Below are 26,326 nucleotides of genomic sequence, written 5' to 3'. Positions count from 1 at the left end.
TTAAAAAACAACGAAAGTAAGGGAATGAAAAAGCTGACTATCTAGTCAGCTTTTTTTAATTAGAAACAGTGACTTCTTCTACAGGCTGCATAAGTACAGCTTCTTTATCAGGGTACGTTTTTTCAATATGATGTTCTCCCCAAGAGCATAATGAATCAAGAATGCTTTTTAAAGACCATCCGTAATCTGTTAAAGAATATTCTACTCGAGGCGGCATTTCATTGTATATCTTTCTAACAATGATGCCGTCTGCTTCAAGTTCGCGAAGCTGCTGCGTTAATACTTTTTGTGTAACGCGCGGCATAATTCTTTTTAATTCTCCAGGGCGCTTTGTCCCTTTAATTAAGTGGCAAAGAATAACGACTTTCCACTTGCCTCCAATGACTTCTAGTGCCGCTTCCACTGGAATATTATATTTTTTCACGTTAACAACTCTCCTTGTTCTAGAGATAACGGTTAAATGCATGGTTTCGCATTTTTTCTGATGTTTATCATACCACTATAGCGCAGAATTTTCTAGGTGTAAGCATTTTTTTAGAATACCCAATAGTTCATGACTTTAGTATTTACGCTTATTGTAACCTCCAGGTACCTATATCACTTGAAAGTGCGTACTTTTTCTTTGGTTTTACATCGCTCATAATAACAATTGTTGATGGCGAGTTAGCGAATATATGAAAGGTACCTAAGCTAATCAGCCGTAAAAGAAGCTATTATAAAGAAGTTATTATAATGAACAGGAGGCGTTAAGAAGTGAACACACTTTCACAAACGCAACAAAGTAAAAAAAGCGGTGCTTTGCCGCTATTAGCGCTAGCTATTAGCGCCTTTGGAATCGGGACTACAGAGTTTGTTCCAGTAGGTTTATTATCATCGCTTGCAGATGATTTAAATATTTCCATCACACTAGCAGGGTTATTAATTTCAGGATACGCAATGGGGGTTGCATTTGGAGCTCCCGTATTAACAGCTTTAACAAGTAAAATGAGCAGAAAATCACTGTTGATGCTATTGATGGTTATTTTTATCGTAGGAAACTCAGTAGCAGCTTTATCAACAAGCTTTGGTCTGCTGCTTATAGCACGAATTATTACTGCATTTTCACACGGGATTTTCTTTTCTATCGGTGCGACTATCGCTGCTGATTTGGTGCCGGAAGATAAGCGGGCAAGTGCCATTGCTTTAATGTTTACAGGTTTGACAGTTGCAACTGTTACAGGTGTTCCGCTTGGTACATTTATTGGACAAGCTTTCGGTTGGCGAGCAACATTTTGGGGTGTAGCTTTACTTGGCGTTATTGCTATTATTGCAAGTGCTCTTTTAGTACCTAAAAACTTAAAAGAAGCGCCGCCGGCAAAGTTTAGTGATCAATTGAAAATTTTAAAAAACGGGCCGCTTTTACTATCGTTTGCTATTACTGCTTTAGGGTATGGGGGAACGTTTGTAGCTTATACGTATTTAGCGCCTATTCTTGAAAAGCTAACAGGATACGCACCAAGCGCAGTTAGTATCTTGCTACTGGTATATGGTGTAGCGGTAGCTATCGGAAATACGATCGGAGGAAAAGCTGCTAATAAAAATCCATTAAAAGCATTGTTTTGGATGTTTTTAATTCAAGCAGTTATCTTAGTTATTTTATCGTTTACCGCGTCGTTTAAAGTAGCGGGAACAATCACGATTTTTGCCATGGGCTTATTGGCATTTATGAACGTACCTGGACTGCAAGTGCTGGTCGTGAACTTAGCTGAAAAGTATGTCCCTTCAGCAGTAAATGTAGCCTCTGCGCTTAATATTGCTGCATTTAACGTTGGGATTGCCATTGGTTCTTTTGTAGGTGGCCTAATCGTTGATTCCATTGGTCTTGTTCATACTCCCTGGATTGGAGGAGTTATGGTTTTAGGAGCGGTCTTATTAACGGCATGGAGCCGTTCAATAGAAGCAAAAGCAAAATAAAAAAAGAGATCATCGCTTTTTGCGATGATCTCTTAGTTATAAAAGGAGAGGAAGCAAATGACTACATTTCAAGATCACAAGGCATATCGTCGTATGTACAAGGAAAATGAGTTAACATTAGGTTTGCATATGCCGCTTGAAAATTATCAGTATGCGACGCCTACGATGGAGAAACAAGTAGAGCTCACGCAGCTTGCAGAACAATATGGGTTTACAAGCTTATGGTTCCGTGATGTCCTTCTTCAAGATCCATCATTTGGTGATCCAGCCACGGGTCAAATTTATGATATGCTTATTTATTTGACTTATCTTGCTAGTCAAACAAAAGAAATTGCGCTTAGTACATCTGCTATTGTGCTGCCTTTACGCCATCCGCTTCGTATAGCTAAAGAAATGGCAACCATTGATCAGCTTTTTCCTGAGCGTTTGATTATGGGCGTATCTTCTGGAGACCGTCAAGCAGATTTTCGAGGGTTAGGTATTCCTCATGAAGAAAGAGGAAAGCGATTTGTAGAGGCTTTTCATTATTTAGAAGAAGCGTTAAATAAAGAATTTCCATCTATCCAGTCTGCTTTGGGATCCATTCAAGGAGCAAACGTTGTTCCTAAGCCAACGAAACGTATTCCAACGATGATTACGGGATACAGTCAGCAAAATATGGAGTGGTTTGCACAGTATGGAGACGGCTGGATGTATTATCCTCGTCATCCGCATTTTCAGGCAGAAGCTATTACACAATGGAGGAAACTGGTTGACAGCTATCATCCAGGCGTTTTTAAACCTTTTACACAGCCTATGCATCTAGATTTGGCAGAAGATCCAAATGAAATGCCAACGCCAATTCGTTTAGGATTTCGAGCAGGTCGTAATACATTAATTGAGCTTCTTTCTATTTATAAAGAAATAGGAGTTAATCACCTCTTTTTTGCTCTTTTTGATAGTAAGCGTCCGGCTGAAGAAGTCATACATGAGCTTGGTGAAGAAGTGCTTCCGCATTTTCCAGGTCATATGTAGCAAAAAGAGGCTGGGACAAAAGCAGTTTAGTTAAAGGAAAATCCGAACGAGTTAGATTCTTAATGGAGAATCTAACTCGTTCGGATTTTTTATTGGTAGGATGAACGTAGATTTCATTGATTTCGTTATGTCTCAATCTCTTTTTATATATTTCAAGTTATAGGATATATAAGAAATATGTATTAGAGTTATTGATCCTATGTTCTTTATAATAAAAGTATCCATTATCTCCTTGGATGATACAAAGTCGAAAGGAGAAACACGATGAGTGTTGCATTTTTATTTCCAGGACAAGGCGCACAATATGCTGATATGCTTCATGATATAAAAAATAAATGGGGATTAGCGAGTACGTTTGAAGAAGCAAGTGAGGCTTTACATCAAGATGTATTATCGTTAGATTCGTCAGAAAAATTAAAATATAATAAAAATGTTCAGGTATGTCTTTTTGTTGCAGGAGTGGCTACGGCTAGAGCGTTTAAAAAGGCAGGATACTCGCCAGACGTAGTAGGAGGGCATTCAATAGGGGCGTTTGGAGCAGCAGTTACATCTGAAGTGTTATCTTTTAAAGAAGCTCTTCTTCTTGTGAAAAAAAGAGGGGAACTGATGGAAAAAGCTTATCCTGATGATTATGGTATGGGGGTTGTAATGGGACTGCGCGAACATCAGCTTCTCTCTATTGTACATGAAATATCAACTGATGCAGCTCCTGTTTACGTAGCGAATCTAAATGCTCCTGATCAAATAACGATTTCTGGCACCTTAAAAGCAATTGAGAAAGTTCTTGAAAAAGCATCTAAAAAAGGGGCTAGAAAAACTAAAATACTTCATGTAACGGTGCCTTCTCACTGTCCTCTTATGGAAGGAGTTTCGAGCGAGTTACGAAAAACAATAACTGAAGTGAAAGGAAAAGACCCGGTCGTTCCTTTTATAGGTAATTGTAAAGCTCGGAAATTATGGAAAGCTGCTGATGTTAAGGAAGATTTGGCAGCGAGTGTTGCACTACCCGTTCGTTGGCATGATGCGACGGAAGTTATGTATGAAATGGGTACAAGATTATATATTGAAATGGCTCCAGGAAGAGTACTAACGGATTTGACTGCTAAGAGCTTTCCGGAAGCAAGGGCTATTTCGGCAGCCGAATCTACCATGAAGTCTGTGTTAATTTTAATGGAAAAAGAAAAAATGTAAGCGCCTTAATTTAGGGATAGAAGAAAGGAGCTAGAACATGAGTGGCATAAAAAAAACTTCAAAATCATGGACAACTCGCCGAGATCAAAAAGCAGCTCGCCTTGCGAAAATAGATCATCTTCTTAAAGGAAAGTTATTGGGTAATGAACACATTATTGAAGCGTTAGAATTGCTTATATCACCCGGAGATAAAGTAGTGCTTGAAGGAGACAATCAAAAGCAAGCATCTTTTTTATCAAAGGCGCTGAATGGAGTAAGCGCTGATAAAATAAATGGCCTTCATATGATTATGTCTAGTATTTCACGTCCGGAACATCTCGACATATTTGAAAAAGGAATTGCTGAAAAAATTGATTTTTCGTACGCAGGTGCTCAAAGCCTTCGCGTGTCTCAAATGATTGAAGATGATACGTTGAAAATGGGAGAAATTCATACATATCTAGAGCTTTACGGACGCCTTTTCATTGATTTAATTCCTAACATTGCCTTAGTGGCTGCTGACAAAGCGGATGCACAAGGTAATTTATATACAGGAGCAAATACGGAAGAAACACCGACCATTATAGAAGCAACCGCGTTTAAGGATGGAATTGTTATTGTGCAGGTAAATGAACTAGTGGAAGAACTTCCAAGAGTCGATATTCCAGCTTCTTGGGTTGATTGCATCGTCGTGGCGGACCAACCCTATCAATTGGAAGCTTTATTTACACGAGATCCTCGTCATATTACAGAGCTTCAGATTTTAATGGGCATGATGACAATTCGGGGGATCTATGAGCGCCACAGCGTACAATCATTAAATCATGGCATTGGCTTTAATACAGCTGCTATCGAGCTTTTGTTGCCTACTTATGGAGAAAAGTTAGGATTGAAAGGTAAAATATGCAAGCATTGGGCGCTGAACCCTCATCCCACGTTAATTCCAGCTATTGAAAGCGGATGGATTGAGAGCGTGCACTGCTTTGGTGGAGAAGTAGGAATGGAACAATACACAGCGGCACGTCCAGATGTGTTTTTTACAGGACGCGACGGCAGCCTGCGTTCAAACCGTGCGATGTGTCAAGTAGCTGGTCAATATGCGGTAGATGCTTTTGTAGGATCAACTTTGCAAATAGATGGAGAAGGAAATTCTTCTACCGTCACATCCGGACGTTTGTCAGGATTTGGCGGAGCGCCTAACATGGGGCATGACCCTAGAGGTCGCCGACATTCTACGCCTGCTTGGTTGGATATGATAAACGAGCAGCACGAACTAGCAAGAGGCAGAAAGCTAGTTGTTCAAATGGTTGAAACCTTTCAAGCGGGAAATGAGCCTGTTTTTGTGGAGTCTTTGGATGCAATAAATGTAGCTAAACAGGCAAATTTAGCTACCGCTCCTGTTATGATTTACGGGAATGATGTAACGCATGTTGTGACGGAAGAAGGAATTGCCTATTTATACAAAGCACAAAGCTTAGATGAAAGAAAAGCAGCGCTTGCAGCAGTAGCAGGGGTAACGCCTATAGGATTGCGGCACAACCAAGATAAAGTAGAAAAGATGCGCAGAGATGGCCTGGTGGCTTTTCCTGAAGATTTACAGATTCGCCGTACAGAAGCAAAGCGTTCATTATTGGCTGCAAGAAGTGTAGAAGATTTAGTAGAATGGTCAGATGGTTTGTATAGTCCTCCTGCTAAATTTAGGAGCTGGTAAGGAATATGCGTATGCAGAGTATTCAAGAAGAGTCAAAAACAGCTGCTGTATTTTATTCACGTCTAATAGCCAAAATGGCTGTTACTGCTCTAGTTGATGAAGCCGTACTTACACCTAAGCCTGGGCTCGTAGATGCAGCAACAACTGGATCTCATCAAGACATGAATATTGAGACGCTGTTAACTTCGGCTTATGCTTTACAACCGACCTTTACACAGATTGCATTATATAGCCAAGGAAAGCAGCCAAGTCAGACGCTAAGAGAAGAAATTGCTCGAATTGGACGCGAGGGCGAACAAATTATGTACGCAGCTACGCATGGTGTTAATACACACAAAGGAGCTATTTGGGCATTAGGTCTCCTTGCTTCCGCAACAGCAGTTTGCGGTATTCAAGCGTCACCAGCATCCATCGCAGAAGCTGCAGGACAAATTGCTCGTTATGCAGATCGTTTCTGTCCTCTGCATTCATCTAATGGACTTCGTGTAAAAAAACAGTATGGCGTAAAAGGAGCGGCTGGAGAAGCGCAGCAAGGGTTTCCCCATGTGATTCACATAGGCTTGCCTGCTTTACATAAAGCTCGCAAGCTAGGCATACATGAAACATCAGCAAGGATTGATACTTTAGTAACATTAATCGCCAACCTTGATGATACGTGTATTTTGCATCGTGCTGGTCCGGTTGTGTTGGAGGAGGTTAAAATGGCTGCATCCAATGTGTTAGAAGCTGGAGGGGTAGCTACATTAATGGGAAAACAGCGGCTAGAAGCGTTGGATCATATGCTTCTATCATCTAACGCTTCTCCAGGTGGAAGCGCAGATTTACTGGCTGCCGTATTATTTTTAGACCGAATATCTCTTTTTAAAGAATCGTAAACGTCTGCAGGGAGGAGTGGCCAATGGAAACGTTAGTGTTTAAATATAAAGCCGATCGAAAGTTAAGTCAGCGTGCACATGTAGGCGTTGTTGGTTCAGGAGATTTAGAAATTTTAATGGTTCCTTCTGATGAAGAACATGCTTGCGTATCAGTACGAACAGGAAGTGAAGGGTTTAGTGAAACATGGAAAGCCGTATTAGACCGATTCTTTAATGTTCATACGATTCAAGCGGAAATTGTCATCAATGATTTCGGTGCTACGCCTGGTGTAGTCGCTTTGCGTCTTGCACAAGCTTTGGAGGTGAGTGAAAATGGGAGTGAATAATCAAAGCTTTATTGAGTTAAATGGAAGAGAACGAGCACAGGCAATTTTAGATAAAGGCACATTCTGTGAGCTGCTCGGCCCTTTTGACGGGATCGAATCGCCTCATTTACCTAAGCAAGATATTGTTCCTCAAAGCGATGACGGTGTCATCATAGCAAGTGGGCTAATAGCAGGAGAGCCAGCCATTGTCATTTCAATAGAAGGAGGGTTCCAAGGAGGAGGCATTGGTGAAGTATCGGGAGCTAAAATTGCAGGAGCTTTAGAACTAGCCCTTAATAATCATAAAAAAGGTGTTCCTGTTAGACCTGTTTTTCTATTCGATACAGGAGGGGTAAGGCTCCAAGAAGCGAATTATGGACTTTTGTCGATATCTGAAATTGGCTCAGCTGTGGTTGCTTTGCGTGAGCATACACCTGTTGTCGGAGTTATTTCAGGAAATGTAGGCTGCTTTGGAGGAATGTCTATCACTGCTTCACTCTTTAGTTATCTTATTATGACAAAAGAAGCAAGGTTTGGCCTTAATGGCCCTGAAGTGATCGAACAAGAAGCAGGTGTTGAAGAGTTTGATGCAAGGGACCGAAGCTTAATATGGAAAACGATTGGCGGTATTCAACGCTATGAAACCGGGTTTGCAGATGCCTTAGCACAGGATGATGTCACTGCTATTCAACGAGCGGTTCAAGAGACGTTTCAAAAGAAAGAAAAAGTAACTAGTAAAACAGAACAAGTAGATTTTTACAGACATTTGCTTAGTAAGGTTGACCCTTCAAAAAAAATGGCTCCTGATCAGCTTCAAGAATTGTATAAAGCAACAAAAAATGAACCTATCTCTTCAACAGTCTCTTACTCGCTGAATGAAGTTCCAGGTAACATGCCCAACAGCCGCGGCCGAGTGTGGATCAACGCCTTAATAAATGATGAAGAAGCAGATTTTTACATTCCTTCCGTTCTTTATAAAGACGCATTGCTAGGAAGAGAAAAGGTCCGATATATATCGGTTGTACCTAATCCTTATAATCGTTTCTTACGTGCACGAAAAGGGGAAGTAGGACTAGATGAAGGCTGGGCAATTGCCAAGCACGTTCGTGAAGTAATAAAAGAAGATCGAAATCAATCTCCGCGCCCTATAATTGCCATTGTGGACGTACCGAGTCAAGCGTATGGCTATCATGAAGAACTTCTAGGTATTCACTATGCTTGCGGTGCTGCGGCTGATGCTTATGCAGCAGCGCGCTTAGCAGGTCATCCGGTTATCACGTTAATTGTCGGAAAAGCAATTTCAGGAGCATTTTTGGCTCATGGATACCAATCAAACCGAATTGTGGCTTTAAAAGACGAAGGAGTGAATGTTCACGCCATGTCCAAACAGTCGGCAGCGCGCATTACTAAAAGAAGTATAAAAGAACTTGAAGAAGCTTCAAAGAAAGTCCCGTCCATGGCTTATGATATTGAATCCTTTGCCTCACTTGGTGCTTTATATGAGTTGGTTAGCGGTATTCAAGCAGAGCAGCCCACAGAGCGCGACGTTCAAACGATTCAAGATATTTTGACCGGAGCAGTAGAAGATATACGCCGTGAAGGTGTGTACGATTTAAGCACCCGGCTATACAGTGAGCAAGCAAGAAAGGAAGGGCGAAAAGCTTCTTTATTAGTAAGAGATGAGTTGGAAAAACAATGGAATATATAGTTCATGATTTGCTTCAGTTAAAAGAGGAAGCAAAGCTTATCAGTTATACCCCTATCCCCGATTGGGTGGAGCATTCTTTAGCGAAGGCTCCGTTTGTAGTTGTAAGACGGGCTGTTCACCGAGATACCATGATACCTGTTGGAGTAAGAGGAGAAAGAAGAAATCAGCGTTTTGGAGCATTTGTATCAGAGCAGAACGTTAAACAAAGGATTAGGCCGGAAGATCTCGTTTCACTTTTTCAAAACGTCCAGTCCAGAAACATGCCAGCTATACGCGCTTTAGAAAAGGTGGCTATTATTTTTGAAAAATTTGTGTGGGGACCAACCGGCAGTGTAGGGTTCGAGCTTGCAAGCGGTGAAGAAGTTGTCACGACAACCAGTGATTTAGATGTACTTATTCGCCTTTCTTCTTATTTGTCGGTGAAACAAGCGGAAATGATAGTCAGTAAGCTAAAGAGGTGCTCAGTTTCTGTAGATGTACAGGTAGAAACAGAAAAAGGAGCATTTTCTCTAGCGGAATATGCAAAGGGCGAAGAGACGCTGCTTCTGCGTACTGTATATGGACCTTCCTTAGTAAAACTGAATCAATTAGCATAAAAGACGGAAGAGGTATTTGCACCTTTTCCGTCTTTTATATCAATACCAGCTTTTCTCCTTGCTTAACAAGCGCTTTGCTTCAAAAAAGAATATTTGAATGAACTTTTTGGTGTTAATGCGAATCGGCAAAATTTTAGAATCTCCCTGCAATTCTTTCATTTTTTTACGAACGGCTGTAAAGTCAAAAAACTTAGAAGCATAATTTTCAAACTTTGGATTTGAAAAATCTGTTAATCCAATAGAAGCAAAGTGATTTAGTGAGTGAGTAACTGCTCGTCTTATTCGCTGTTCACAAGCTTTGGTTTCACGATTAATTTCAATGGAAGACGCGTGAGCTCCCAATTTTTTCTCAGCAACATTCACAAAAATATTTTTTAGAGAAGGGAAATGTTTTTCCACACTTTCTCTTTGGTCATAAGTGTACAGAAACTGTAAAATATCCAGTAAATCTTTTGCACCATTTTCTCCTACAATACCTAACTCGGCTAATAAGAATTTTCCTACATCGTATAGATGGACTTGTTTCGTTATCGGCTGGCTTGAAGGGGGAGCGTGATGAGCTGTCGCTAAACTGTTCAAGGAGGTTTTAATATCATCGATTGATTTCTCAAGGGAGATTCGTTCCATTACTTTTCGAATAACCGTTAAAATTTCAATTCGATTAATTGGTTTTGTAATATAGTATTCAATTCCTAATGAATAGGCTTCTCCTATCAATTCTTTGGACTCTACCTGTGAAATCATAATCATTTTTCCGTTAAATGAATCTTTTAAATGACGGATCGTTTCGATCCCATCCCGTCCTGGCATAAGTAAATCGATAAATAAAATATCAATTTGTTTTAAATTTAACATAGAAGCATCTAAAAAGCTTCCGTCGACGACTTCTTCTACAACTTCTCCTAAATCCTCATCTTCAATCAGCTGACTGAGCGTTGAACGAATAGCTGAATCGTCATCTGTAATACAAAATCGCATAAACTCATCCTTTCTGAATTAGATTACGAAGGGGGATTTGAATGATAAACGTCATTCCGCTGTCTTCTTGTGTAGCTTTAATCGTACCTTCAAGCTCTTGAACAATATCTTTTACATAAGAAAGGCCAATGCCAGTAGAGGGGTTTCCAAATTGATCGTATTTTGAGGTGAAACCAGGTTCAAAAATAGCTTTTTCGTACTTCAAAGGCACGCCAGGACCGTTGTCTTGTACATGGAATTCTACATGTTCAGCTTGTCTATGTACCGATAAAACAATCCTTCCTTCATCTTTAATCGCTTCCACTGCGTTTGCTACCAAGTTATTAATGATCGATAAAATGGTATAAACGTGGTAGCTGAAATGTTCCCCGTTTACAGAGGAAAAAAAGGTAATTTGTTTGTGAAGGGAATCGGCATATTTTTTGTTAATGCGTACGATCAGCTCGATTAATTCCTCTGCTTTCATATAATTTTGGAAACTTTCATTTGAAATTGTTTTAGATAAGCCCGCAAAAATACGCTGGTTGTCTTTTTTTACTTCGTGAATATCTCCGGCAATCCGAAGCGCTTTTTTACTGAGCGTTTGGTTTAGCACAGAATGATCTTTTTCTTGCTGATTTAATACACGGTATAAATCGTACGAGGCTTTTGTAATCACTTCTGTATTATGAAGGGTCTTTTTTAAATGAACGGTTTCTTCATAAAGGCTTGTAATAAGCATTAGCATGTGCTCATTTTGTTTGCGAATTTGACGTTCTCGCGACTGTGATTCATAAATTGTCATCATATTAAAAAAGCTAAGTACAATAAAGCTGTGAGCAAAAGCAATAACGGCCATGTCGGATAATGAATCGATATGAATGGTTGTGTGCAAAACGATATACTGCGCAGTTAGTTCGACTATATCAGCAGCTATTTCAATGATGAGTCCAATTAATCCAATCACAATAGCACTATAGTTCATGCGGCTTACTTTAAAAATAAAAAATAAAAGTGCATACGTAAAGTAAAAGAAAAACGTAGGGTAATGCGTATGTGCAGAAGCCGCAAATTGAAAATGATCGAGCGTGATATAATCGAGCATGATGCGAAAGAGAACGACGCTTAAAGCGGTTAACAAGCCGCCAGATAAAACGGTTTTCCGTTTTAAAAGCAATAGGAAAAAGAAAAATGTTGGAGCTCCAAATGTAATTCGAAATGTTTCATTTAACGGATAAAATTTTAGCTCTCCCGCCAGCGGAACAGTAATGAGCATGAGCAATAAAATGTACGGATCTTTTTGAATGAAAGATTTAAAATTCAGATAATTACACCTCCTGAAGTGATTCGTGAATTAGTATACATTGTGACAGCGTCCAGCACAATGGAGAAGAGTGCCAAAGATAAAAATATAATTCCAAAAAGTTTTGTAGGTTTTTGTATGCTCTCGTAGGTTGCATTGTACATTAAAAACGAAAATGAAATCCCGCTTTATGAAAGCGCTTTAAAATAAAAAGTTAATGAAGTGATGAGGTGATTTTAATGAAAAGAGAAATTGAACAGGAAATGTCTTACTTACAGCTCACTGCAAAAGACCGGTTACAGGAGTGGGTGCAACAAATAAAAGAATTTTCGTCAGAAGGAAAAACGGCTGATTACATTCCAGCACTGAAAGGTATGGACTCGTCTCAATTAGGTATTTGTTTGATTGGTGCTGACGGAACGGTTATCCAGTCTGGCGATTATGAAGCGGTATTTACTCTTCAAAGTATTTCTAAAGTCATTAGCTTTATAGCAGCCTGCTTATGCTGCGGCATTCCTTATGTACTAGAGAGAGTGGATGTAGAGCCAACTGGAGATGCATTTAATTCTATTATAAGACTGGAAATGCATAAACCAGGAAAGCCGTTCAATCCTATGATTAACGCCGGTGCTTTAACGGTTTCATCTCTTTTATCTGGGGAGACGGCAAAAGAAAAATTAAGCTATTTGTTTGATGTGATAACAATGCTTACCGGGAAAACACCGCTCATTAATGAAACCGTCTTTGAATCAGAATGGCAAACGTCTCATCGAAATCGTGCGCTTGCCTACTATTTAAAAGAAACAAACTACTTACAAGGAGAAGTAGAAGAAGTGCTAGAGGTTTACTTAAAGCAGTGCTCAATTGAAGTAACGACTGAAGATATTGCACTGATTGGATTAATTCTGTCATTAGACGGATATCATCCAGTGTTTCACAAACAAGTCATTCCAAAAGAAGTAGCTAAATTAACAAAAGCGCTCATGCTTACATGCGGTATGTATAATGCCTCCGGAAAGTTTGCGGCATTTGTTGGTATGCCAGCTAAAAGCGGTGTATCAGGAGGAATCATGTCATTGGTGCCACCTAATACGAAAAAGCAGTCTCCATTTCCTGACGGATGCGGTATCGGAATTTACAGTCCAGCTATTGATGAGTACGGGAATAGCGTAAAAGGCGTTATGCTGCTAAAAAAAATCGCAAAAGAATGGGATTTGAGTATTTTTTAGCCTATTTACGTACTCTTCATTCGCTTCAATAATATAAACACCAAGAGAAAAAACTTTCATGTTTTGCATTTGTTCTACCAAATTTTTTAATGAGGTGATAGGCATGCAACAAGCAATCGAAAGTATGATTAGCGTCATCAATGATTTTTTTTGGTCGAATTTATTAATTATTTTACTTGTATCAATTGGTATTTATTTTACGATTCGCTCTCGTTTTTTGCAGTTTCGCATGTTGAAAGAAATGGTACTTGTTTTGAAAGAAGGACGAGCGGCTAAAGGTGGGGGAGTCTCTCCGTTTCAAGCTTTTTGCATAAGCATGGCAGCTCGGGTAGGGACGGGAAATATTACCGGTATAGCGATTGCTATTGCTCTTGGTGGACCGGGTGCTGTATTTTGGATGTGGATTATTGCTATTATCGGTTCAGTATCAAGTTTTGTAGAAAGTACACTCGCTCAAATCTATAAAGTAAAAGGGTCAAACGGATTTCGAGGAGGACCCGCTTACTATATGGAAAAAGGGTTAAATAAAAGATGGATGGGCGGTCTATTTGCTGTACTCATTACACTATCATTTGGCCTGGTGTTTAACGCTGTGCAGTCTAATACGATTACGCTGGCATTTGAGAACTCTTTCGGAACGAGCCGCTTGTTGATTGGGATTATTATGACAGTTATATTTGCGGTAATTATTTTTGGCGGGATCAAACGCATCGCCAAGATATCGGAATACATCGTTGTCGTATTAGCCGTTTTATACATTGGAATGGCTCTGTTCATTATCTTTAAAAATATTGATCAAATGCCTGCCGTTCTATCTCTAATTGTGAAAAATGCATTTGGATTTGAACAGGCGCTTGGGGGATCAATTGGTGCAACGTTAATCAACGGAGTAAAGCGCGGACTGTTTTCCAATGAAGCAGGGATGGGAAGTGCTCCCAACGCGGCGGCAACTGCAGTGACGAGTCACCCAGTTAAACAAGGTCTTATCCAAGCATTTGGTGTCTTGACGGACACACTCGTGATTTGTACAAGCACAGCATTTATCGTTCTCTTATCCCCCGCCTATAAGCAGGGACTAAGCGGCATTGAATTAACCCAAGCTTCTCTTAGTACACATATCGGTTCTTGGGCATCAGGGTTTTTAGCTATCATGGTATTTCTATTTGCTTTTAGTACGTTAATTGGCAATTATTATTATGGAGAAACGAATATTGAATTTTTAAATTCAAATAAGATGTGGCTTTGGTCTTATCGTGTAGGTGTTTTAGCGATGGTTATTTTTGGGTCGGTCGCTCAGCTTCAGCTTGTATGGAATTTGGCAGACTTATTTATGGGGATGATGGTAGTGGTGAACTTAATTGCTATTTTTCTATTATCGAAAGTGGCGTTTTCTGCCTTGCATGATTATAATCAGCAGAAAAAGGAAGGGAAAAATCCAGTCTTTTATAAAGATGCGTTAGAAAACAATCAAAATATTGAATGTTGGGAAAGAGAATCGACTTCATCCCCTTCTGAAAAAGAGAATATTATCTAAAAAAAGTTCAGCCAGTCGGCTGAACTTTTTTTATGCGTTTTTCTTTAATTCAGTTTGCGTAGTGCCTTTAGAAAATAATGTTTCTTTCACGCCATTTGTTGCTGCTTTCGTTTTTGCCGAAAAGATTGGATTTAAAATAACAACTACGAGTAGGTTAGATAATAATCCCCAGAACCCTTCATAAAGACCAAATGAATTTCCTGTGGCATGGACGGTAAACGTTACAACCAGCCCTACTACTAATCCAGCAATCGTACTTTCTTTCGATTGATTTCGCCAAAACAGGCTGATAACGATAGCCGGGAAGATTTGTACCATACCGGATACCCCTAGTAACTGTAGGGAAACAAGTGCTTGAGGGAATAATAAACCGAATAAAAGTGCCAGTCCAATAACAACGAAAACCATAGAACGAGTAACCATTGTTAATGTTTTACCCTGTACATTTGGATTAATTAAATCTCTGAATATATTATTTGCAAATAAGTTAGACGCTCCGATAGCCATGATAGAACATGGAATTAATGAAGCAAGAGCAATCGTTGCATAAGCTAACCCTTGGCCAATGCCGCCATATGAATATTGAATTAAGGTTAATAATGCTAATCTAGGATCCGTTGTATCTTGAGGTAATACTTGATAAGCAATAAATCCTAAGAAGATGACTAGAATTAAAACAATATTGTAAAGCGGTAAGAAAATAGCATTTTTACGAAGCGAATCTGCACTTTTAGCAGTGAAAACACCTGTAGCAGCGTGGGCCCACATGAATAAAGCTAAAGCAGATACGAGTGATGCTGTAATAAACCATGGAATGCCTTTAGGTCCTTGTGTTGGGACCGTTAATAGCTGAGGCGCATCCTTTGCAACATTGTCGATCATGTTGCCCCAGCTTCCAAAATGCATAATTGGCAGAGAAACAACCATAAATAACATAATCGCCCATACTAAAATATCTTTAATAATTGCCGTATATGTGGGACCTTTAATTCCGCTGAAAAAGGTATAAAGAGCCACAAGAAAGAATGAAAGAATAACGACAGCTTTTACGTTAATGTAGCCAGTTCCTGCAACGCGAAGAGTATCTTGAATACCGCTAAGCTGAAGATCAATATATGGAATAAGCATCAATACACCTACTATGGCAATTAAAGAGGAGAGAAATTTACTGCTAAAACGTTCTCTGGCATAATCAGCAAGCGTAGTAAGTTTGTGCTTTTTAGCAACAGTCCAAAGCTTTGGAAGAAAAAAGTATGAAATTAAAAAGGCTAAAACAGAGTAAGGGATGGCAAAAAATGCGATGCTTCCTCCCTGATAAGCTGTACTCGTAAGACCTAGGAATGTATAAGCAGTATATAAATCTGCTCCTACTAAAAGCCAGACAAGCAGGCTTCCAAAACGTCTTCCACCTACAGCCCACTCTTCAACTGAGCTTCTAGATGATTTGTCACGTCCCGCTATAAAGCCAATTGCGATAACGACAAGAACAATTGCTGATGTGATTAAAAGTGCTGTTAAATTTCCTTGCATTATTCAATGTCCCCCCAAGATTTTTGTAAACGATAAATAATAAATGTACACACAGGCGTTAAGAAGACCCATAAAAATAACCATAAATGCAAAAGAGGTAATCCAAAAATAATTGGATGAATGTTATTTACAAAAGGTAAAAAAGCGAATTGAGCAATAAATGGAATGATGAATAAAATAAAAATTATGAATTTTCTGTTCAATTTTACTCCTCCTACTAAAAATTTATCTAACAATGTTCACTATGATAGCAAGTCTGACATGGTAAAGCAATAAGTTTTTTGAAAATTTCGTTATAATCCATGGAAATTTTTTTAGAAAAACAAAAAAGAGCTTATAATGAGAGTATATTTGAAATGATTATGAAAGAAAAAAAGGGGAGGAATCTAAGCGAAGTTGCTCTTGAAGCAAAAAGAAAATGGAAAAGAAGAAATTTAGTTTTGACCGAGAAATTTTTGTTATTTCGATGAGATAAAGTATATTGCTATTGCATCATAAGAAAAGAATTTGTATGTTCCAATAGAGATTCATGGGAAGAATAAAACAGAGCAAATAAAAAAACTAGACAATAAGTGCTTGTCTAGTTCCACCACTCTGTCAATGGTCCTTTGTCGCCATAAACAGGATCTGTTGTAGGAATAGGTACTTGGGCAATTTCATCAAATACGTGAGGGCGATCAGTTTGTTTTCCTGTTCGTAAATTGTAATCCATGCCCTCAGGATAAGCTCCAACCACTTTAAAATCAGCAGTTGACTGCAGACGCATGTGCCCTGTGCCTGCAGGAAGTACGAGCACATCGCCAGCATGCACCACGATATTTTCCCCCATATGTCCACCTAGTTTTAAACGTGCAGATCCGCTAATTACACCTAGTGCTTCATGAGAATTGCTGTGGTAATGGTGGAAATCATATATGCCGCCTACCCAGCTGTTTTTCCAGTTGTGAGAATTAAAAATGCTCTCCACTTTCTCTTTCTTACTAATAAATACGTGTTCATACAACAAAACTGGGAGACGAGGGTGATTTGGAATGGTTCCGTCGTCATCAAAATAAAGAACTTTTACATTTGCATAATTCATAAGCATCCCTCTAACAATCTTTTTTCGTAATTTTCCCTGTTTTTTGCTTGTGTAAACAGAGAAGTTTGCTCGAAGTACTTCATTCGTTGCGAAGTGCATGATATGTAGGTTTTAACGTTTTCCCAAAAGCAGTGTCCCACTTCAAGCGTAGCTAAGTGGTGGGCAGTTCACTTTAGTATCTTTTCTTCATATTGTATATAAGTAAAGGGTCTAGTGCAAGAATTCTATGGATATATAGCTGTTAATTCTTATTTTGTAAATGAATAATATATATTAATATAATTTGTAGAAGGTAATTTGCTCGTGGAGTAAAAAAATTAAATGATAGAGAAAGTTAGGATTTTAGTTCTTTTTGTAATTTAAAAGAGGTTTTCAGAAGGATTATTCGAAATTTTACGAATAATTTATTATTTTTAGAAAAGCAATGTAAATATTTTTGTGTATTGAGTAATAGTAATGAATATTATATACTGATAAAAAATATATTCCTATATGTGACTGGCGCAACATGGATGACCATGGGGGAGCATATAGCGTATAAGCCGCGCGCCTGGGCAAACACTTGAGAAAATTTCGCAAGTGTTTTTTTTATTTTCCTAGGGAAGAGGAGTAGATTTGGATGAGCAATATGCAAAGGAAGATGGGAACATTTGCTTTAACCATGACAGGCATAGGTTCGATTATTGGTTCGGGATGGCTGTTTGGAGCATGGAAAGCAGCTCAAATTGCGGGACCCGCGGCTATTTTTTCATGGGTTATTGGAATGGTGGTTATTTTGACCATTGCTCTATCATATGCTGAACTGGGCGCCATGTTTCCACAAGCAGGGGGGATGGTTAAATATCCTCAGTATTCACACGGATCATTTATTGGGTTTTTGGCTGCTTGGGCTAACTGGATTTCAATCGCTTCAACGATAACAGTGGAGGCTATTGCATCTGTGCAATATATGAGTACTTGGCCGTGGAAATGGGCTCGCTGGACTCATGAATTAGTAGATAATGGCATTTTAACGCCCAAGGGCTTGGCAGTTGCGTCTTTGTTATTATTCGTTTACTTTTTTGTGAATTATTGGACGGTAAATCTTTTTGCTAAAGCAAACTCATTTATTACGATTGTTAAATTGATTATTCCTGGTTTAACGGCAGGGGCTTTATTTTTTGCTGGTTTTCATAGTGGAAACTTTTCAAGTGAGCATGGGGTTGCTCCTTATGGTTGGGCCAGTGTTTTAACGGCAGTTGCAACATCAGGTATTGTGTTTGCATTTAACGGGTTTCAAAGTCCTGTAAATATGGCAGGAGAAGCAAAATCACCTAATAAATCAATTCCGGTAGCTGTAATTGGTTCAATTTTTATTGCTGGAATTGTATACATTATATTGCAAATTGTTTTTATCGGAGCAGTAAGTCCGTCATCAATTGCTGATGGATGGAATCATTTGAATTTTAATTCTCCTTTTGCTGATTTAGCGATTGCACTTGGAATTAACTGGCTAACAATTGTGTTATACGCAGATGCATTTGTTTCCCCTTCCGGCACAGGTGCTACATATACGGCAACTACTTCTAGAATGTTATACGGGATGCAGAAAAATGGATATTTGCCAAAGATATTTGGTACTCTTCATCCACTTTACAATGTTCCGCGCCCAGCTATGTGGCTAAATTTAGCAGCTTGCTTTTTGTTTCTCTTTTTATTTAGAGGATGGGGTGTCTTAGCAGAAGTGATCTCAGTAGCGACGCTTATCTCTTATATTATGGGCCCTGTAGCGCTTATAACATTAAGAAAAACGGCTTCACACTTTTACCGTCCATTTTATTTAAAAGGGGCATCAGTTATTGCGCCATGCGGCTTCGTTTTTGCTTCTTTGACGCTTTACTGGGCAAGGTGGCCGCTTACAGGTGAAGTGATCTTTATTATGGCAATTGGCCTGCCCATTTATTTTTATTACCAAGCGAAAAATAAATGGGTAGGCTTTAAAAAAGAATTTTTAACCGGGGCTTGGATGATTATCTATTTAGCGTGCATGATTTTTATTTCCTACATAGGAAGCGAAAAATTCGGAGGCAAAAATATTTTGCCTTTCGGATGGGATATGGTAGTGATTGCTTGTGTATCATTAGCTTTTTATTACTGGGGAATTAAAAGTGGCAAATCTAACCGATATATGAAAGAAGCTGAACAAATCAATCAAGAAAATTTTCAATCTAAATAAAAAACACGAGCTGATGCTCGTGTTTTTTTTATTTAGATGAGAGGAGAATTTAGACTTAGTTTTTATCAAAATATTGTAAAAAATATAGATTTTAAGGTTTAAGTATTTATATAGAGGGAACCTTTATTTGGGATAAAGTTCTAAAAAAACAAAATAAAGGGGATTAGGCAGCTGTGAAAAAAATGAATGTTTTGGCTTTGGCTTTTGTACTTATGCTAGTATTAGCGGCTTGCAACAGTTCTAAGGAAACGGGAGGATCCACTTCGGCTAAAAATAAGACGATTGAAGCATCCATTGACAGCGCTTCTTATATTTTAGTAGATAGTGATGAAGGAGCTACAAGTGAAGAAAAAGGGCTGTTGAAAGTTGATTTGAAAGTGAAAAATGTATCCAAAAACAGTATATCCTTATCAGATTATGACGGTGTGTATTTATACGAAGGAGATGAACAATTGTCCCCAAAAACGGGAGTGAACAGTCGTGAGCTCGGACTAGAAAACAGTACATCTGACAAGATTGGCGCTGGAAAGCAAAAAAATTTAACGTTTGTCTTTGAAGTCAAAAAAGATAAAAAGTACAAAATTGGGCTTCAGCCAACATCATCTGATTATGATGAAAAAATTGACGAAGTGACATTAACACTGGATACGAAAAAATACGCGAAAAGCTATAATAAGCTGCAAGACCCAGAAAAAGCTCTGCAAGCTTATACAGAAGTCCTTTACTTAAACAAAGAAAACGTAGACTATGATAAATATGTAACAGCAGACAAAACAGCTGTCATAGAAGAACAGAAAAAAGCGTTTAATGAGGAATTAAAAGGTGCTTTTTCTAACAGTTTAACCGACAACGCAAAAAAAGATTTTTTTAACATGTATAAAGATGTTTTAAAAGAAAAAGCAAGCGTGAAAACAAATGTGATTGCGAATGCAAATAATAAAGCCGTAGTAGAAGTGGAGTACACTACTCTTAATTTATCAGACTTATATTCATACGTATCGCAGCTTAAGAGAGCATATACAGATGAAACGAAAGATTACGATACAGAACACTCTGAAGAGTTTGCGGCTTCTAAATTCAAAGATATTGTAAATGAGTTAGAAACGAAAGACGGAAGTCGTCCCCTACGAATTTTTATGGTGAAAGAAGATGGGAAATGGACTGTAAAGTCAAGTGACCTATACAGTGATTCTTTAGGTAAAACGTTTGGATCAAGCTATATTCGATAGACAAAAAAGAGAAGAATTTTTCTTCTCTTTTTTGTTTTCTGTAAATAAATCAACGAGTTTTTTGTAAAGCTAAATTTATCAAAATATGCTAGTATAGGTTCATTCATTCTTTTATTCTTATTATGATAGGCATCAATGGAGGTTCTTACTAATGAAAGCAAATTATTGTAAAGATACAAAGGCCGTTCGAACGAGCCGCATTTTTCCTAATGATATTAATAATCACAATACGTTATTTGGCGGAAAGTTAATGAGTGATATTGATATGATTGCGTCTATTTCAGCTTATCGTCACAGTCGTACAGAGTGTGTGACAGCTTCAGCAGACTCTATTCATTTTCTGCACCCTATTACGCCTCAGGATTCTGTATGTTTGGAGTCATACGTATCATGGACAGGTCGTTCATCCATGGAAGTATTTGTGAAAGTGATTAAAGAAAATTTAAAAACCGGGGAGCGTCAAATTGCAGCCACATCATTTTTAACTTTTGTGGCAATGGATGATGATGGAAAGCCCCGAACAGTACCGGAGCTTATTCCAGAAACAGAAGAAGAAAAATACCTGTTTCAAACGGGGGCAGATCGCGCTGCCACGCGTAAACAAGTGCGTAAAAAAAGCAATGAACTAGCCTCGGTATTGGATTTAGGACAACCTTGGTAGGATAAAAGAGAGGCTGAAAAGTGTTTTAGCTCAAGTGAAAAACGAACCATTGATCAAGATGCTTGATTAGTGGTTCGTTTTTTTTGTTGTGTTAAACGTAGCTTTCGTGTGTGTAGGTACTTCTAGCAGTTGATTGGAGGGCAAGGCGAAGACTCCCGCGGAAAGCGAAGTCTTGCACGGAAACCAACTGCGGTGTCACAAGCGGTTCAGCCTATGTATCCCATTTGTTCGTCTTTAGATTGGATTCATTTCGTTATGTCTCGACCTCTTTTTTATATTTGATGAATCTTTCCTCCTAACCGAGAGGAGGAAATAAAATTATATGAAATTTATTTTCGTTCATGGTAATATGAATTTAATATAATTTTCTAAAAAGTTTAAAAAGTACAACATTTATGAAGAAAGGTGTCGAGTCTAATGGTAACAGTAGAAGCAGCAGAAAGACAAAACAGCAGCACTGCTCTGCGCCGTGATGTAAAGTTTCTCGGTCAATTGTTGGGGAAAGTTCTGGTTCACCAAGGTGGAGAAGAACTGCTCAACAAAGTAGAAAAAATACGCGAAGTGGCAAAATCACTTAGAGAAAACAAAGATGAAGCTATCTATAAAGAAATAAAAAATGAAATCGTTACTCTTGAACAGCCGATGCGCGAGCAGGTTATTCGGGCGTTTGCAGTTTATTTTCATTTAGTTAATATTGCAGAGCAAAATCATCGAATTCGTCGCAGACGCGAATATCAGCAGCAAGAAGATTCTATTATGCAGCCGGGCTCATTGGAAAGTGCCGTTGTTTCCCTTAAAAATAATGGCGTGGCACCAGACGTAATTGCTAACTTGCTTCAAACTTTATCTCTAGAGCTCATCATTACGGCTCATCCAACAGAAGCCACTAGGCGAAGTGTTCTTGATATTCATAAACGAATGGCTGAGCTTCTGAAAAACTTAGATAATCCAACGTTAACAAAACGTGAACGTACGGAAATTGAAGAAAGACTGTTTAGCGAAGTGTTGATTTTATGGCAAACAAATGAGCTGCGAGATCGCAAACCAACCGTAATGGATGAAGTATCCAATGGATTATATTATTTTGATGAAACGTTATTTGAAGTGCTTCCTCAACTTCATCAGGAATTGGAAAATTCCTTGAAGGAGAATTACCCCGAAGAAAATTGGAAGGTGCCTAATATCCTTCGATTTGGTTCATGGATTGGCGGAGACCGAGATGGAAATCCAAACGTAACTCCCAAAGTAACGTGGCAAACGCTTGTCAAACAAAGGAAGTTAGCTATTCGTAAATATAAAGAGTCGCTTACTCAATTGAGACAAAGGTTAAGTCAGTCTACAAAAAGAGTCGCAGTTTCAGATAACCTTCTTGATTCTATTAATCAAGAAATATCCCTGCTGCCTGAGAAAAAGCGATGGAGAATCAAACACGAAGTATACCGCTGCAAGCTTACGATTATGCTTCATAAATTAAATTTAGTTGGAGAGTCAGAAGCAGGTTATCAAAGGTCGGAAGAACTTCTACATGATTTATTTCTAATCAAAGATAGCTTGCAAAAGCACCAGCCTCAGGATTATCAGTTAAAAAGCTTATGCAAATTAATTCGCCAAGTTGAGCTGTTTGGTTTTCATTTAGCAACGCTTGATATCCGTAATCACAGCGGAGAACATGAAGCGGCGATCAAAGAAATTTTCCATGCTGTTTCTTTAGCTGAAGATTATTCAGCCTTAACAGAAGAGGAAAAAGTTAAGCTGCTAGGGAAGGTGCTTCAAGATCCAAGACCTGTGATATCGTTTGTAGAGAATTACTCCAAAGAAACGCAGCAAGTAATTGAAGTATTTAACATGATTCATCGAGCACATAAAGAATTTGGAGAAAGATCTATTGAAGTCTATTTAATCAGTATGACCCAGTCTGCAAGTGATTTGTTAGAAGTCATGGTACTTGCCAAAGAAGCGGGTATTTATCGCCTTCATGCAGATGGCCGCATTGAAAGTAAGTTAAATATAGCTCCGCTGCTTGAAACAATCGATGATCTCACAGCAGGCCCTAAAATTATGGAACAGCTATTTCAATTAGATTTTTATCGAGAGCACTTAAGAAAACAGCAGGATTTGCAAGAAATCATGCTTGGCTACTCAGATGGAAGCAAAGACGGAGGAACGCTTACCGCTAATTGGAAGCTCTACAAAGCGCAGCAGGAAATTCACGATATGGCGAGGAAGTATCAAGTTCGTCTGAAGTTTTTCCACGGTCGAGGCGGCTCACTAGGCCGAGGAGGTGGCCCGTTAAACCGAAGTATTTTATCTCAGCCTGTTGAGACACTAGGAGACGGCGTTAAAATTACAGAGCAAGGAGAAGTTCTTTCTTCTAGATACTCTTTATATGACATTGCTTACCGAAGTCTTGAGCAAGCGGTCTCAGCTCTTCTTACAGCGGCAGCAAATGTTTCCCAAGAAGCTGAACAATGTGATATTCGTACACATGAATGGGAAGAAACAATGGACGAGATTTCAACTGCTTCATTACGTAAATATCAAGAGCTTGTTTTCAAAGATCCAGACTTTTTAACGTATTTTAAACAAGCTACACCTCTTCCTGAGCTGGGGGCTTTAAATATCGGGTCACGTCCAATGAGTCGAAAAGGAAGTGATCGCTTTGAAGACTTACGAGCGATTCCGTGGGTATTTGCATGGACGCAAAGCAGACAGCTGCTTCCAGCCTGGTACGCTGCAGGTACGGGCTTACAGCACTTAGTAGAGAAATCCGGAGATATACAGCTTCTTCAGCAAATGTATAAAGAATGGCCATTTTTCCGCTCGACCGTTGATAATCTGCAAATGGCCTTAACAAAAGCAGATTTAATGGCAGCAAAAGAATATACGGAAATGGTACAAGACCCGGTTATTTCAGAGCGGATTTTTACCGCTATTAAAACAGAGTATAATGTTACGAAAGAAATGATTCTTCAAATCACGGGTCAAAAAGAATTAATGGATCATCTTCCTACGATTAAAGAATCTATTAAATTACGAAATCCGTATGTGGACCCTCTAACCTTCTTACAAGTTAAGGTCATTTCCAAGCTGCGTGAAGATGAGGCTGAAACGTTAAATGAAGAACTTTTAAAAGAAGCGTTATTAACGATTAACGGCATTGCAGCAGGGTTGCGTAACACAGGTTGATGATATTAAAGGACACCTCAAGAAAACAAAAGAGGTGTCTTTTTTTTTATTATTCTCACATAAAGAACTGCCTGTCAGTTCCCTCTCTTTTAAAGAGAACTTCCGCTTGTTAAATAGGCACTGAGAAAAATCAATGATAAAATAGAGAGGAAATGGTAATATTCTACAAGCAAATGCCAGTGGTGGGGTAACTAGATTGAATATGGAGGACGAGGATAATGGTAAAAAATTCGCAAATTTTCATTGAAGCTGACTCCGAGAATTCTGTATTTATTGGACTAGAATTTTGTGAGTATACACAAAAAATGAATCCTACTTGTTTGTCCAAACAGCATATAAATGTGTTTATTCATCCGGAAGAACTCACTGTGGAATTTAAGAAAACAAAAAGTGATAGAACTATCGATGATTTCCATCTGATGCATATCGTTCCGGTTCATTGCTTTAATTATTTATTATGTTCAATTTCGCAAGGTATTGTTACAGATGTTCAGCTGAAAGCGGTCGGTCATCAAGGAGAAACGTTGTTTGAAGAAAATCTTACATTGAAGTTTCATGAAAAAGCGACGGATTATGAAGAAACCCTCTCATTTTTCAAACATTTAAATCAAGAAATACAAAAACAGACGAAAAAATATACAGCCAGTTATATGAGCTCATGATAAAGGAAGCTGCGGTTTTTAAAACCGCAGCTTTTATTCGTTTAACCGAAAAAATTATGTTAGAGATGCTTACAAAGCAAGAGATTTTTCCGTGGGAAATTGATAAAGTGAAAATAAGAGAAATCAGTGGACAGAAAAGCTTTTAGCGGCTGGCCGCTCTTTATTCAATATATAAGGGTTAGGTTTTGAGATTAAAAAAATAGCGATGAATACGTATTGTCATTGTAGATGAAGTGCTAAGGTCGCTCTATCTGCAATTATGTAAAATCTTCGCGTGCTTATAGTCTGTTTTACGGAATGAAAAAGCTGCGGAATTAGAAGAACTCCTTCTATTTCTGCGGTTTTTTTTATAAACAAGAAATAAATTCACTTATCGTACGGAGGCGATGCAGATGATTAAAGATTTAGTATTGGCTAAGGAATGGCTGCCTGCAGCTTATTCACATGATTTAACGGATCAGCCCTTGCAAGTAACGATTTTAGAAGAGCGAGTTGCGCTTTTTCGCACAACTAATGCCATTAAAGCATTTAAAGATTTGTGCATCCATCGTGGTGCAGCATTATCTCTTGGAAAAGTAGTAGATGATTGCATTGTGTGCCCTTATCACGGATGGAAATACGATGAAGCCGGGGCTTGTGTGAAAATTCCTCAACAGCCGCCGGGAAGAGCTATTCCTTCAAAAGCAAAAGCACAGGTATATGATTGCGTTGAAAAGTACGGGATTATATGGGTGAAGATGAACAGCGAGGCAAGTGATACTCCTCTTCCTCAGTATGACGAATACCTTAACCCCGGATTTAAAACGGTTTGCGCCAACCCTCATACTCTGCAGGCAGCAGCTCCTCGTGTAGTAGAAAACTTTTTAGATGTAAGCCATTTGGCTTTTGTTCACGAAGGAAGCCTTGGACACTCGGACTACGCCGAAATTCCTGATTATAAGGTACATTGGAAAGATAACCGATACGTTTCTGATGAAATCGCTGTGTACGCAGATGCAGATGGTACGGGTAACTTTGCAACTATTTATTATACTTTTGAAATTCTTCGTCCTACCGTTGCAAGGTTGAAAAAAGTGAACTATGAAACGGGTGAAATCTTTTCGATGCTGTTTGCGGTTTTACCTGAAGAGGAAAGAAAGTCGACCGTGTTTGCATTGGTTTCTAGAAACTATTCGTTTGATGAACCTGATCAATATTTCCGTGATTTTCAGCAGCTTATTATTGAACAAGATACGAGCATTGTAGAAAGTCAAAAACCGGAAGAGCTGCCGCTTGACTTACAAGCAGAGCTTCATTTGAATCCGGACCGACTGAGTATTGCCTATAGAAGATGGCTCGGTGATTTAGGAGTGACCTTTGGAAGTGACATAGGAACAAGGTTAAAAAAAGCTGCTCAATAAAAAGAAG

Annotated in this window: 24 protein-coding genes and 1 riboswitch; of the genes, 18 read left to right on the top strand and 6 right to left on the bottom strand. The window is 38.8% G+C overall.

Going from position 1 to position 26,326, the window contains the following annotated elements; genetic code table 11:
- Window positions 1–55: 55 nt before the first annotated feature.
- Complete coding sequence (locus ACO1DI_RS15700; RefSeq protein WP_014461499.1) at window positions 56–424, bottom strand: winged helix-turn-helix transcriptional regulator; 369 nt, start codon at window positions 422–424, stop codon at window positions 56–58.
- A 329-nt stretch (window positions 425–753) separates the two neighbouring features.
- Here ACO1DI_RS15700 and ACO1DI_RS15695 point away from each other — a divergent pair, with 329 nt between their 5' ends.
- From ACO1DI_RS15695 to ACO1DI_RS15660, 8 genes are all read left to right on the top strand, one after another.
- On the top strand, window positions 754–1,953 hold the full coding sequence (locus ACO1DI_RS15695) for an MFS transporter (RefSeq protein ID WP_014461498.1): 1,200 nt from the start codon (window positions 754–756) through the stop codon (window positions 1,951–1,953).
- A gap of 57 nt (window positions 1,954–2,010) precedes the next feature.
- Complete coding sequence (locus ACO1DI_RS15690) at window positions 2,011–2,967, top strand: LLM class oxidoreductase (RefSeq protein ID WP_014461497.1); 957 nt, start codon at window positions 2,011–2,013, stop codon at window positions 2,965–2,967.
- Window positions 2,968–3,231: 264 nt separating this feature from the next.
- Window positions 3,232–4,158, top strand: a complete 927-nt coding sequence (locus tag ACO1DI_RS15685) for an ACP S-malonyltransferase (RefSeq protein ID WP_014461496.1) — start codon at window positions 3,232–3,234, stop codon at window positions 4,156–4,158.
- 37 nt (window positions 4,159–4,195) lie between these two features.
- Window positions 4,196–5,848 (top strand): malonate decarboxylase subunit alpha, encoded by a 1,653-nt coding sequence (mdcA, locus tag ACO1DI_RS15680; RefSeq protein WP_423145458.1) that lies wholly within the window; start codon window positions 4,196–4,198, stop codon window positions 5,846–5,848.
- Between the two features lie 5 nt (window positions 5,849–5,853).
- Window positions 5,854–6,723: a triphosphoribosyl-dephospho-CoA synthase gene (locus ACO1DI_RS15675; RefSeq protein WP_423145457.1), complete on the top strand. Its 870-nt coding sequence runs from the start codon at window positions 5,854–5,856 to the stop codon at window positions 6,721–6,723.
- Window positions 6,724–6,746: 23 nt separating this feature from the next.
- Window positions 6,747–7,049, top strand: coding sequence for a malonate decarboxylase subunit delta (locus ACO1DI_RS15670; RefSeq protein ID WP_014461493.1), 303 nt, complete (start codon window positions 6,747–6,749; stop codon window positions 7,047–7,049).
- On the top strand, window positions 7,036–8,736 hold the full coding sequence (mdcD, locus tag ACO1DI_RS15665) for a biotin-independent malonate decarboxylase subunit beta (protein WP_243557490.1): 1,701 nt from the start codon (window positions 7,036–7,038) through the stop codon (window positions 8,734–8,736). Before ACO1DI_RS15670 ends, mdcD begins: the two co-directional genes overlap by 14 nt.
- The gene (locus tag ACO1DI_RS15660) at window positions 8,724–9,332 is read left to right on the top strand and encodes a malonate decarboxylase holo-ACP synthase (RefSeq protein ID WP_042992320.1); all 609 of its coding nucleotides are present in this window, start codon (window positions 8,724–8,726) and stop codon (window positions 9,330–9,332) included. Before mdcD ends, ACO1DI_RS15660 begins: the two co-directional genes overlap by 13 nt.
- 39 nt (window positions 9,333–9,371) lie before the next feature.
- Here ACO1DI_RS15660 and ACO1DI_RS15655 read toward each other — a convergent pair whose 3' ends face one another.
- Together ACO1DI_RS15655 and ACO1DI_RS15650 are read right to left on the bottom strand one after the other, a co-directional pair.
- Window positions 9,372–10,310 carry a response regulator gene (locus tag ACO1DI_RS15655; RefSeq protein WP_115653094.1) on the bottom strand — a complete coding sequence of 313 codons (939 nt, stop codon included), beginning with the start codon at window positions 10,308–10,310 and terminating at the stop codon, window positions 9,372–9,374.
- A gap of 4 nt (window positions 10,311–10,314) precedes the next feature.
- A complete protein-coding gene (locus tag ACO1DI_RS15650) occupies window positions 10,315–11,565 on the bottom strand; it encodes an ATP-binding protein (protein ID WP_115653095.1) in 1,251 nt (416 codons plus the stop codon).
- Window positions 11,566–11,831: 266 nt separating this feature from the next.
- Here ACO1DI_RS15650 and ACO1DI_RS15645 point away from each other — a divergent pair, with 266 nt between their 5' ends.
- Window positions 11,832–12,821, top strand: coding sequence for a glutaminase (locus ACO1DI_RS15645; protein WP_014461490.1), 990 nt, complete (start codon window positions 11,832–11,834; stop codon window positions 12,819–12,821).
- Window positions 12,822–12,924: 103 nt separating this feature from the next.
- On the top strand, window positions 12,925–14,355 hold the full coding sequence (locus ACO1DI_RS15640) for an alanine/glycine:cation symporter family protein (protein WP_014461489.1): 1,431 nt from the start codon (window positions 12,925–12,927) through the stop codon (window positions 14,353–14,355).
- Between the two features lie 30 nt (window positions 14,356–14,385).
- Here the strand turns inward: ACO1DI_RS15640 and ACO1DI_RS15635 are convergent, their stop codons facing one another.
- Entirely contained in the window at window positions 14,386–15,885 is a 1,500-nt protein-coding gene (locus ACO1DI_RS15635; protein WP_014461488.1) for a sodium:solute symporter family protein, read from the bottom strand.
- Complete coding sequence (locus ACO1DI_RS15630) at window positions 15,885–16,088, bottom strand: DUF3311 domain-containing protein (RefSeq protein WP_013055514.1); 204 nt, start codon at window positions 16,086–16,088, stop codon at window positions 15,885–15,887. The genes ACO1DI_RS15635 and ACO1DI_RS15630 overlap by 1 nt, the downstream gene beginning before the upstream one ends.
- Before the next feature lie 99 nt (window positions 16,089–16,187).
- Here ACO1DI_RS15630 and ACO1DI_RS15625 point away from each other — a divergent pair, with 99 nt between their 5' ends.
- On the top strand, window positions 16,188–16,355 hold the full coding sequence (locus ACO1DI_RS15625) for a hypothetical protein (protein WP_423145456.1): 168 nt from the start codon (window positions 16,188–16,190) through the stop codon (window positions 16,353–16,355).
- Window positions 16,356–16,465: 110 nt separating this feature from the next.
- On the opposite strand, the gene ACO1DI_RS15620 is transcribed toward ACO1DI_RS15625, so the two are convergent.
- Window positions 16,466–17,065 carry a cupin domain-containing protein gene (locus ACO1DI_RS15620; protein ID WP_014461487.1) on the bottom strand — a complete coding sequence of 200 codons (600 nt, stop codon included), beginning with the start codon at window positions 17,063–17,065 and terminating at the stop codon, window positions 16,466–16,468.
- Window positions 17,066–17,450: 385 nt separating this feature from the next.
- Window positions 17,451–17,529: riboswitch (ZMP/ZTP riboswitch) on the top strand.
- Between the two features lie 56 nt (window positions 17,530–17,585).
- Here ACO1DI_RS15620 and ACO1DI_RS15615 point away from each other — a divergent pair.
- The 7 genes from ACO1DI_RS15615 to ACO1DI_RS15585 all read left to right on the top strand — a co-directional run bounded on the left by ACO1DI_RS15615 (window position 17,586) and on the right by ACO1DI_RS15585 (window position 26,319).
- Window positions 17,586–19,181, top strand: coding sequence for an APC family permease (locus ACO1DI_RS15615; RefSeq protein ID WP_108674395.1), 1,596 nt, complete (start codon window positions 17,586–17,588; stop codon window positions 19,179–19,181).
- Window positions 19,182–19,363: 182 nt separating this feature from the next.
- Complete coding sequence (locus tag ACO1DI_RS15610; protein WP_226313317.1) at window positions 19,364–20,410, top strand: DUF5105 domain-containing protein; 1,047 nt, start codon at window positions 19,364–19,366, stop codon at window positions 20,408–20,410.
- A 151-nt stretch (window positions 20,411–20,561) separates the two neighbouring features.
- Complete coding sequence (locus ACO1DI_RS15605) at window positions 20,562–21,071, top strand: acyl-CoA thioesterase (protein WP_014461483.1); 510 nt, start codon at window positions 20,562–20,564, stop codon at window positions 21,069–21,071.
- A gap of 129 nt (window positions 21,072–21,200) precedes the next feature.
- A complete protein-coding gene (locus ACO1DI_RS15600) occupies window positions 21,201–21,353 on the top strand; it encodes a hypothetical protein (protein ID WP_181170519.1) in 153 nt (50 codons plus the stop codon).
- A gap of 135 nt (window positions 21,354–21,488) precedes the next feature.
- On the top strand, window positions 21,489–24,257 hold the full coding sequence (gene ppc / locus ACO1DI_RS15595) for a phosphoenolpyruvate carboxylase (protein ID WP_014461481.1): 2,769 nt from the start codon (window positions 21,489–21,491) through the stop codon (window positions 24,255–24,257).
- Window positions 24,258–24,475: 218 nt separating this feature from the next.
- Window positions 24,476–24,919, top strand: a complete 444-nt coding sequence (locus ACO1DI_RS15590) for a hypothetical protein (RefSeq protein WP_014461480.1) — start codon at window positions 24,476–24,478, stop codon at window positions 24,917–24,919.
- 392 nt (window positions 24,920–25,311) lie between these two features.
- A complete protein-coding gene (locus tag ACO1DI_RS15585; protein ID WP_042992318.1) occupies window positions 25,312–26,319 on the top strand; it encodes an aromatic ring-hydroxylating oxygenase subunit alpha in 1,008 nt (335 codons plus the stop codon).
- Window positions 26,320–26,326 lie beyond the last annotated feature (7 nt).

Origin of the sequence: Priestia sp. 40 (genome assembly GCF_049368575.1) — a bacterium.
Classification (GTDB): domain Bacteria; phylum Bacillota; class Bacilli; order Bacillales; family Bacillaceae_H; genus Priestia; species Priestia zanthoxyli.
Note: the sequence above shows the minus strand (reverse complement) of the source record. Positions and strands in the feature narration are given on the sequence as shown.

Excerpts from the sequence above, each read along its gene's own strand:
- ACO1DI_RS15690 (WP_014461497.1), top strand. The coding sequence starts at position 2,011 with ATGACTACATTTCAAGATCACAAGGCATATCGTCGTATGTACAAGGAA.
- ACO1DI_RS15685 (WP_014461496.1), top strand. The coding sequence starts at position 3,232 with ATGAGTGTTGCATTTTTATTTCCAGGACAAGGCGCACAATATGCTGAT.
- mdcA (WP_423145458.1), top strand. The coding sequence starts at position 4,196 with ATGAGTGGCATAAAAAAAACTTCAAAATCATGGACAACTCGCCGAGAT.
- ACO1DI_RS15675 (WP_423145457.1), top strand. The coding sequence starts at position 5,854 with ATGCGTATGCAGAGTATTCAAGAAGAGTCAAAAACAGCTGCTGTATTT.
- ACO1DI_RS15670 (WP_014461493.1), top strand. The coding sequence starts at position 6,747 with ATGGAAACGTTAGTGTTTAAATATAAAGCCGATCGAAAGTTAAGTCAG.
- mdcD (WP_243557490.1), top strand. The coding sequence starts at position 7,036 with ATGGGAGTGAATAATCAAAGCTTTATTGAGTTAAATGGAAGAGAACGA.
- ACO1DI_RS15660 (WP_042992320.1), top strand. The coding sequence starts at position 8,724 with ATGGAATATATAGTTCATGATTTGCTTCAGTTAAAAGAGGAAGCAAAG.
- ACO1DI_RS15655 (WP_115653094.1), bottom strand. The coding sequence starts at position 10,310 with ATGCGATTTTGTATTACAGATGACGATTCAGCTATTCGTTCAACGCTC.
- ACO1DI_RS15650 (WP_115653095.1), bottom strand. The coding sequence starts at position 11,565 with ATGCTCATTACTGTTCCGCTGGCGGGAGAGCTAAAATTTTATCCGTTA.
- ACO1DI_RS15645 (WP_014461490.1), top strand. The coding sequence starts at position 11,832 with ATGAAAAGAGAAATTGAACAGGAAATGTCTTACTTACAGCTCACTGCA.
- ACO1DI_RS15640 (WP_014461489.1), top strand. The coding sequence starts at position 12,925 with ATGCAACAAGCAATCGAAAGTATGATTAGCGTCATCAATGATTTTTTT.
- ACO1DI_RS15635 (WP_014461488.1), bottom strand. The coding sequence starts at position 15,885 with ATGCAAGGAAATTTAACAGCACTTTTAATCACATCAGCAATTGTTCTT.
- ACO1DI_RS15625 (WP_423145456.1), top strand. The coding sequence starts at position 16,188 with ATGGAAATTTTTTTAGAAAAACAAAAAAGAGCTTATAATGAGAGTATA.
- ACO1DI_RS15620 (WP_014461487.1), bottom strand. The coding sequence starts at position 17,065 with ATGCACTTCGCAACGAATGAAGTACTTCGAGCAAACTTCTCTGTTTAC.
- ACO1DI_RS15615 (WP_108674395.1), top strand. The coding sequence starts at position 17,586 with ATGAGCAATATGCAAAGGAAGATGGGAACATTTGCTTTAACCATGACA.
- ACO1DI_RS15610 (WP_226313317.1), top strand. The coding sequence starts at position 19,364 with ATGAATGTTTTGGCTTTGGCTTTTGTACTTATGCTAGTATTAGCGGCT.
- ACO1DI_RS15605 (WP_014461483.1), top strand. The coding sequence starts at position 20,562 with ATGAAAGCAAATTATTGTAAAGATACAAAGGCCGTTCGAACGAGCCGC.
- ppc (WP_014461481.1), top strand. The coding sequence starts at position 21,489 with ATGGTAACAGTAGAAGCAGCAGAAAGACAAAACAGCAGCACTGCTCTG.
- ACO1DI_RS15590 (WP_014461480.1), top strand. The coding sequence starts at position 24,476 with ATGGTAAAAAATTCGCAAATTTTCATTGAAGCTGACTCCGAGAATTCT.
- ACO1DI_RS15585 (WP_042992318.1), top strand. The coding sequence starts at position 25,312 with ATGATTAAAGATTTAGTATTGGCTAAGGAATGGCTGCCTGCAGCTTAT.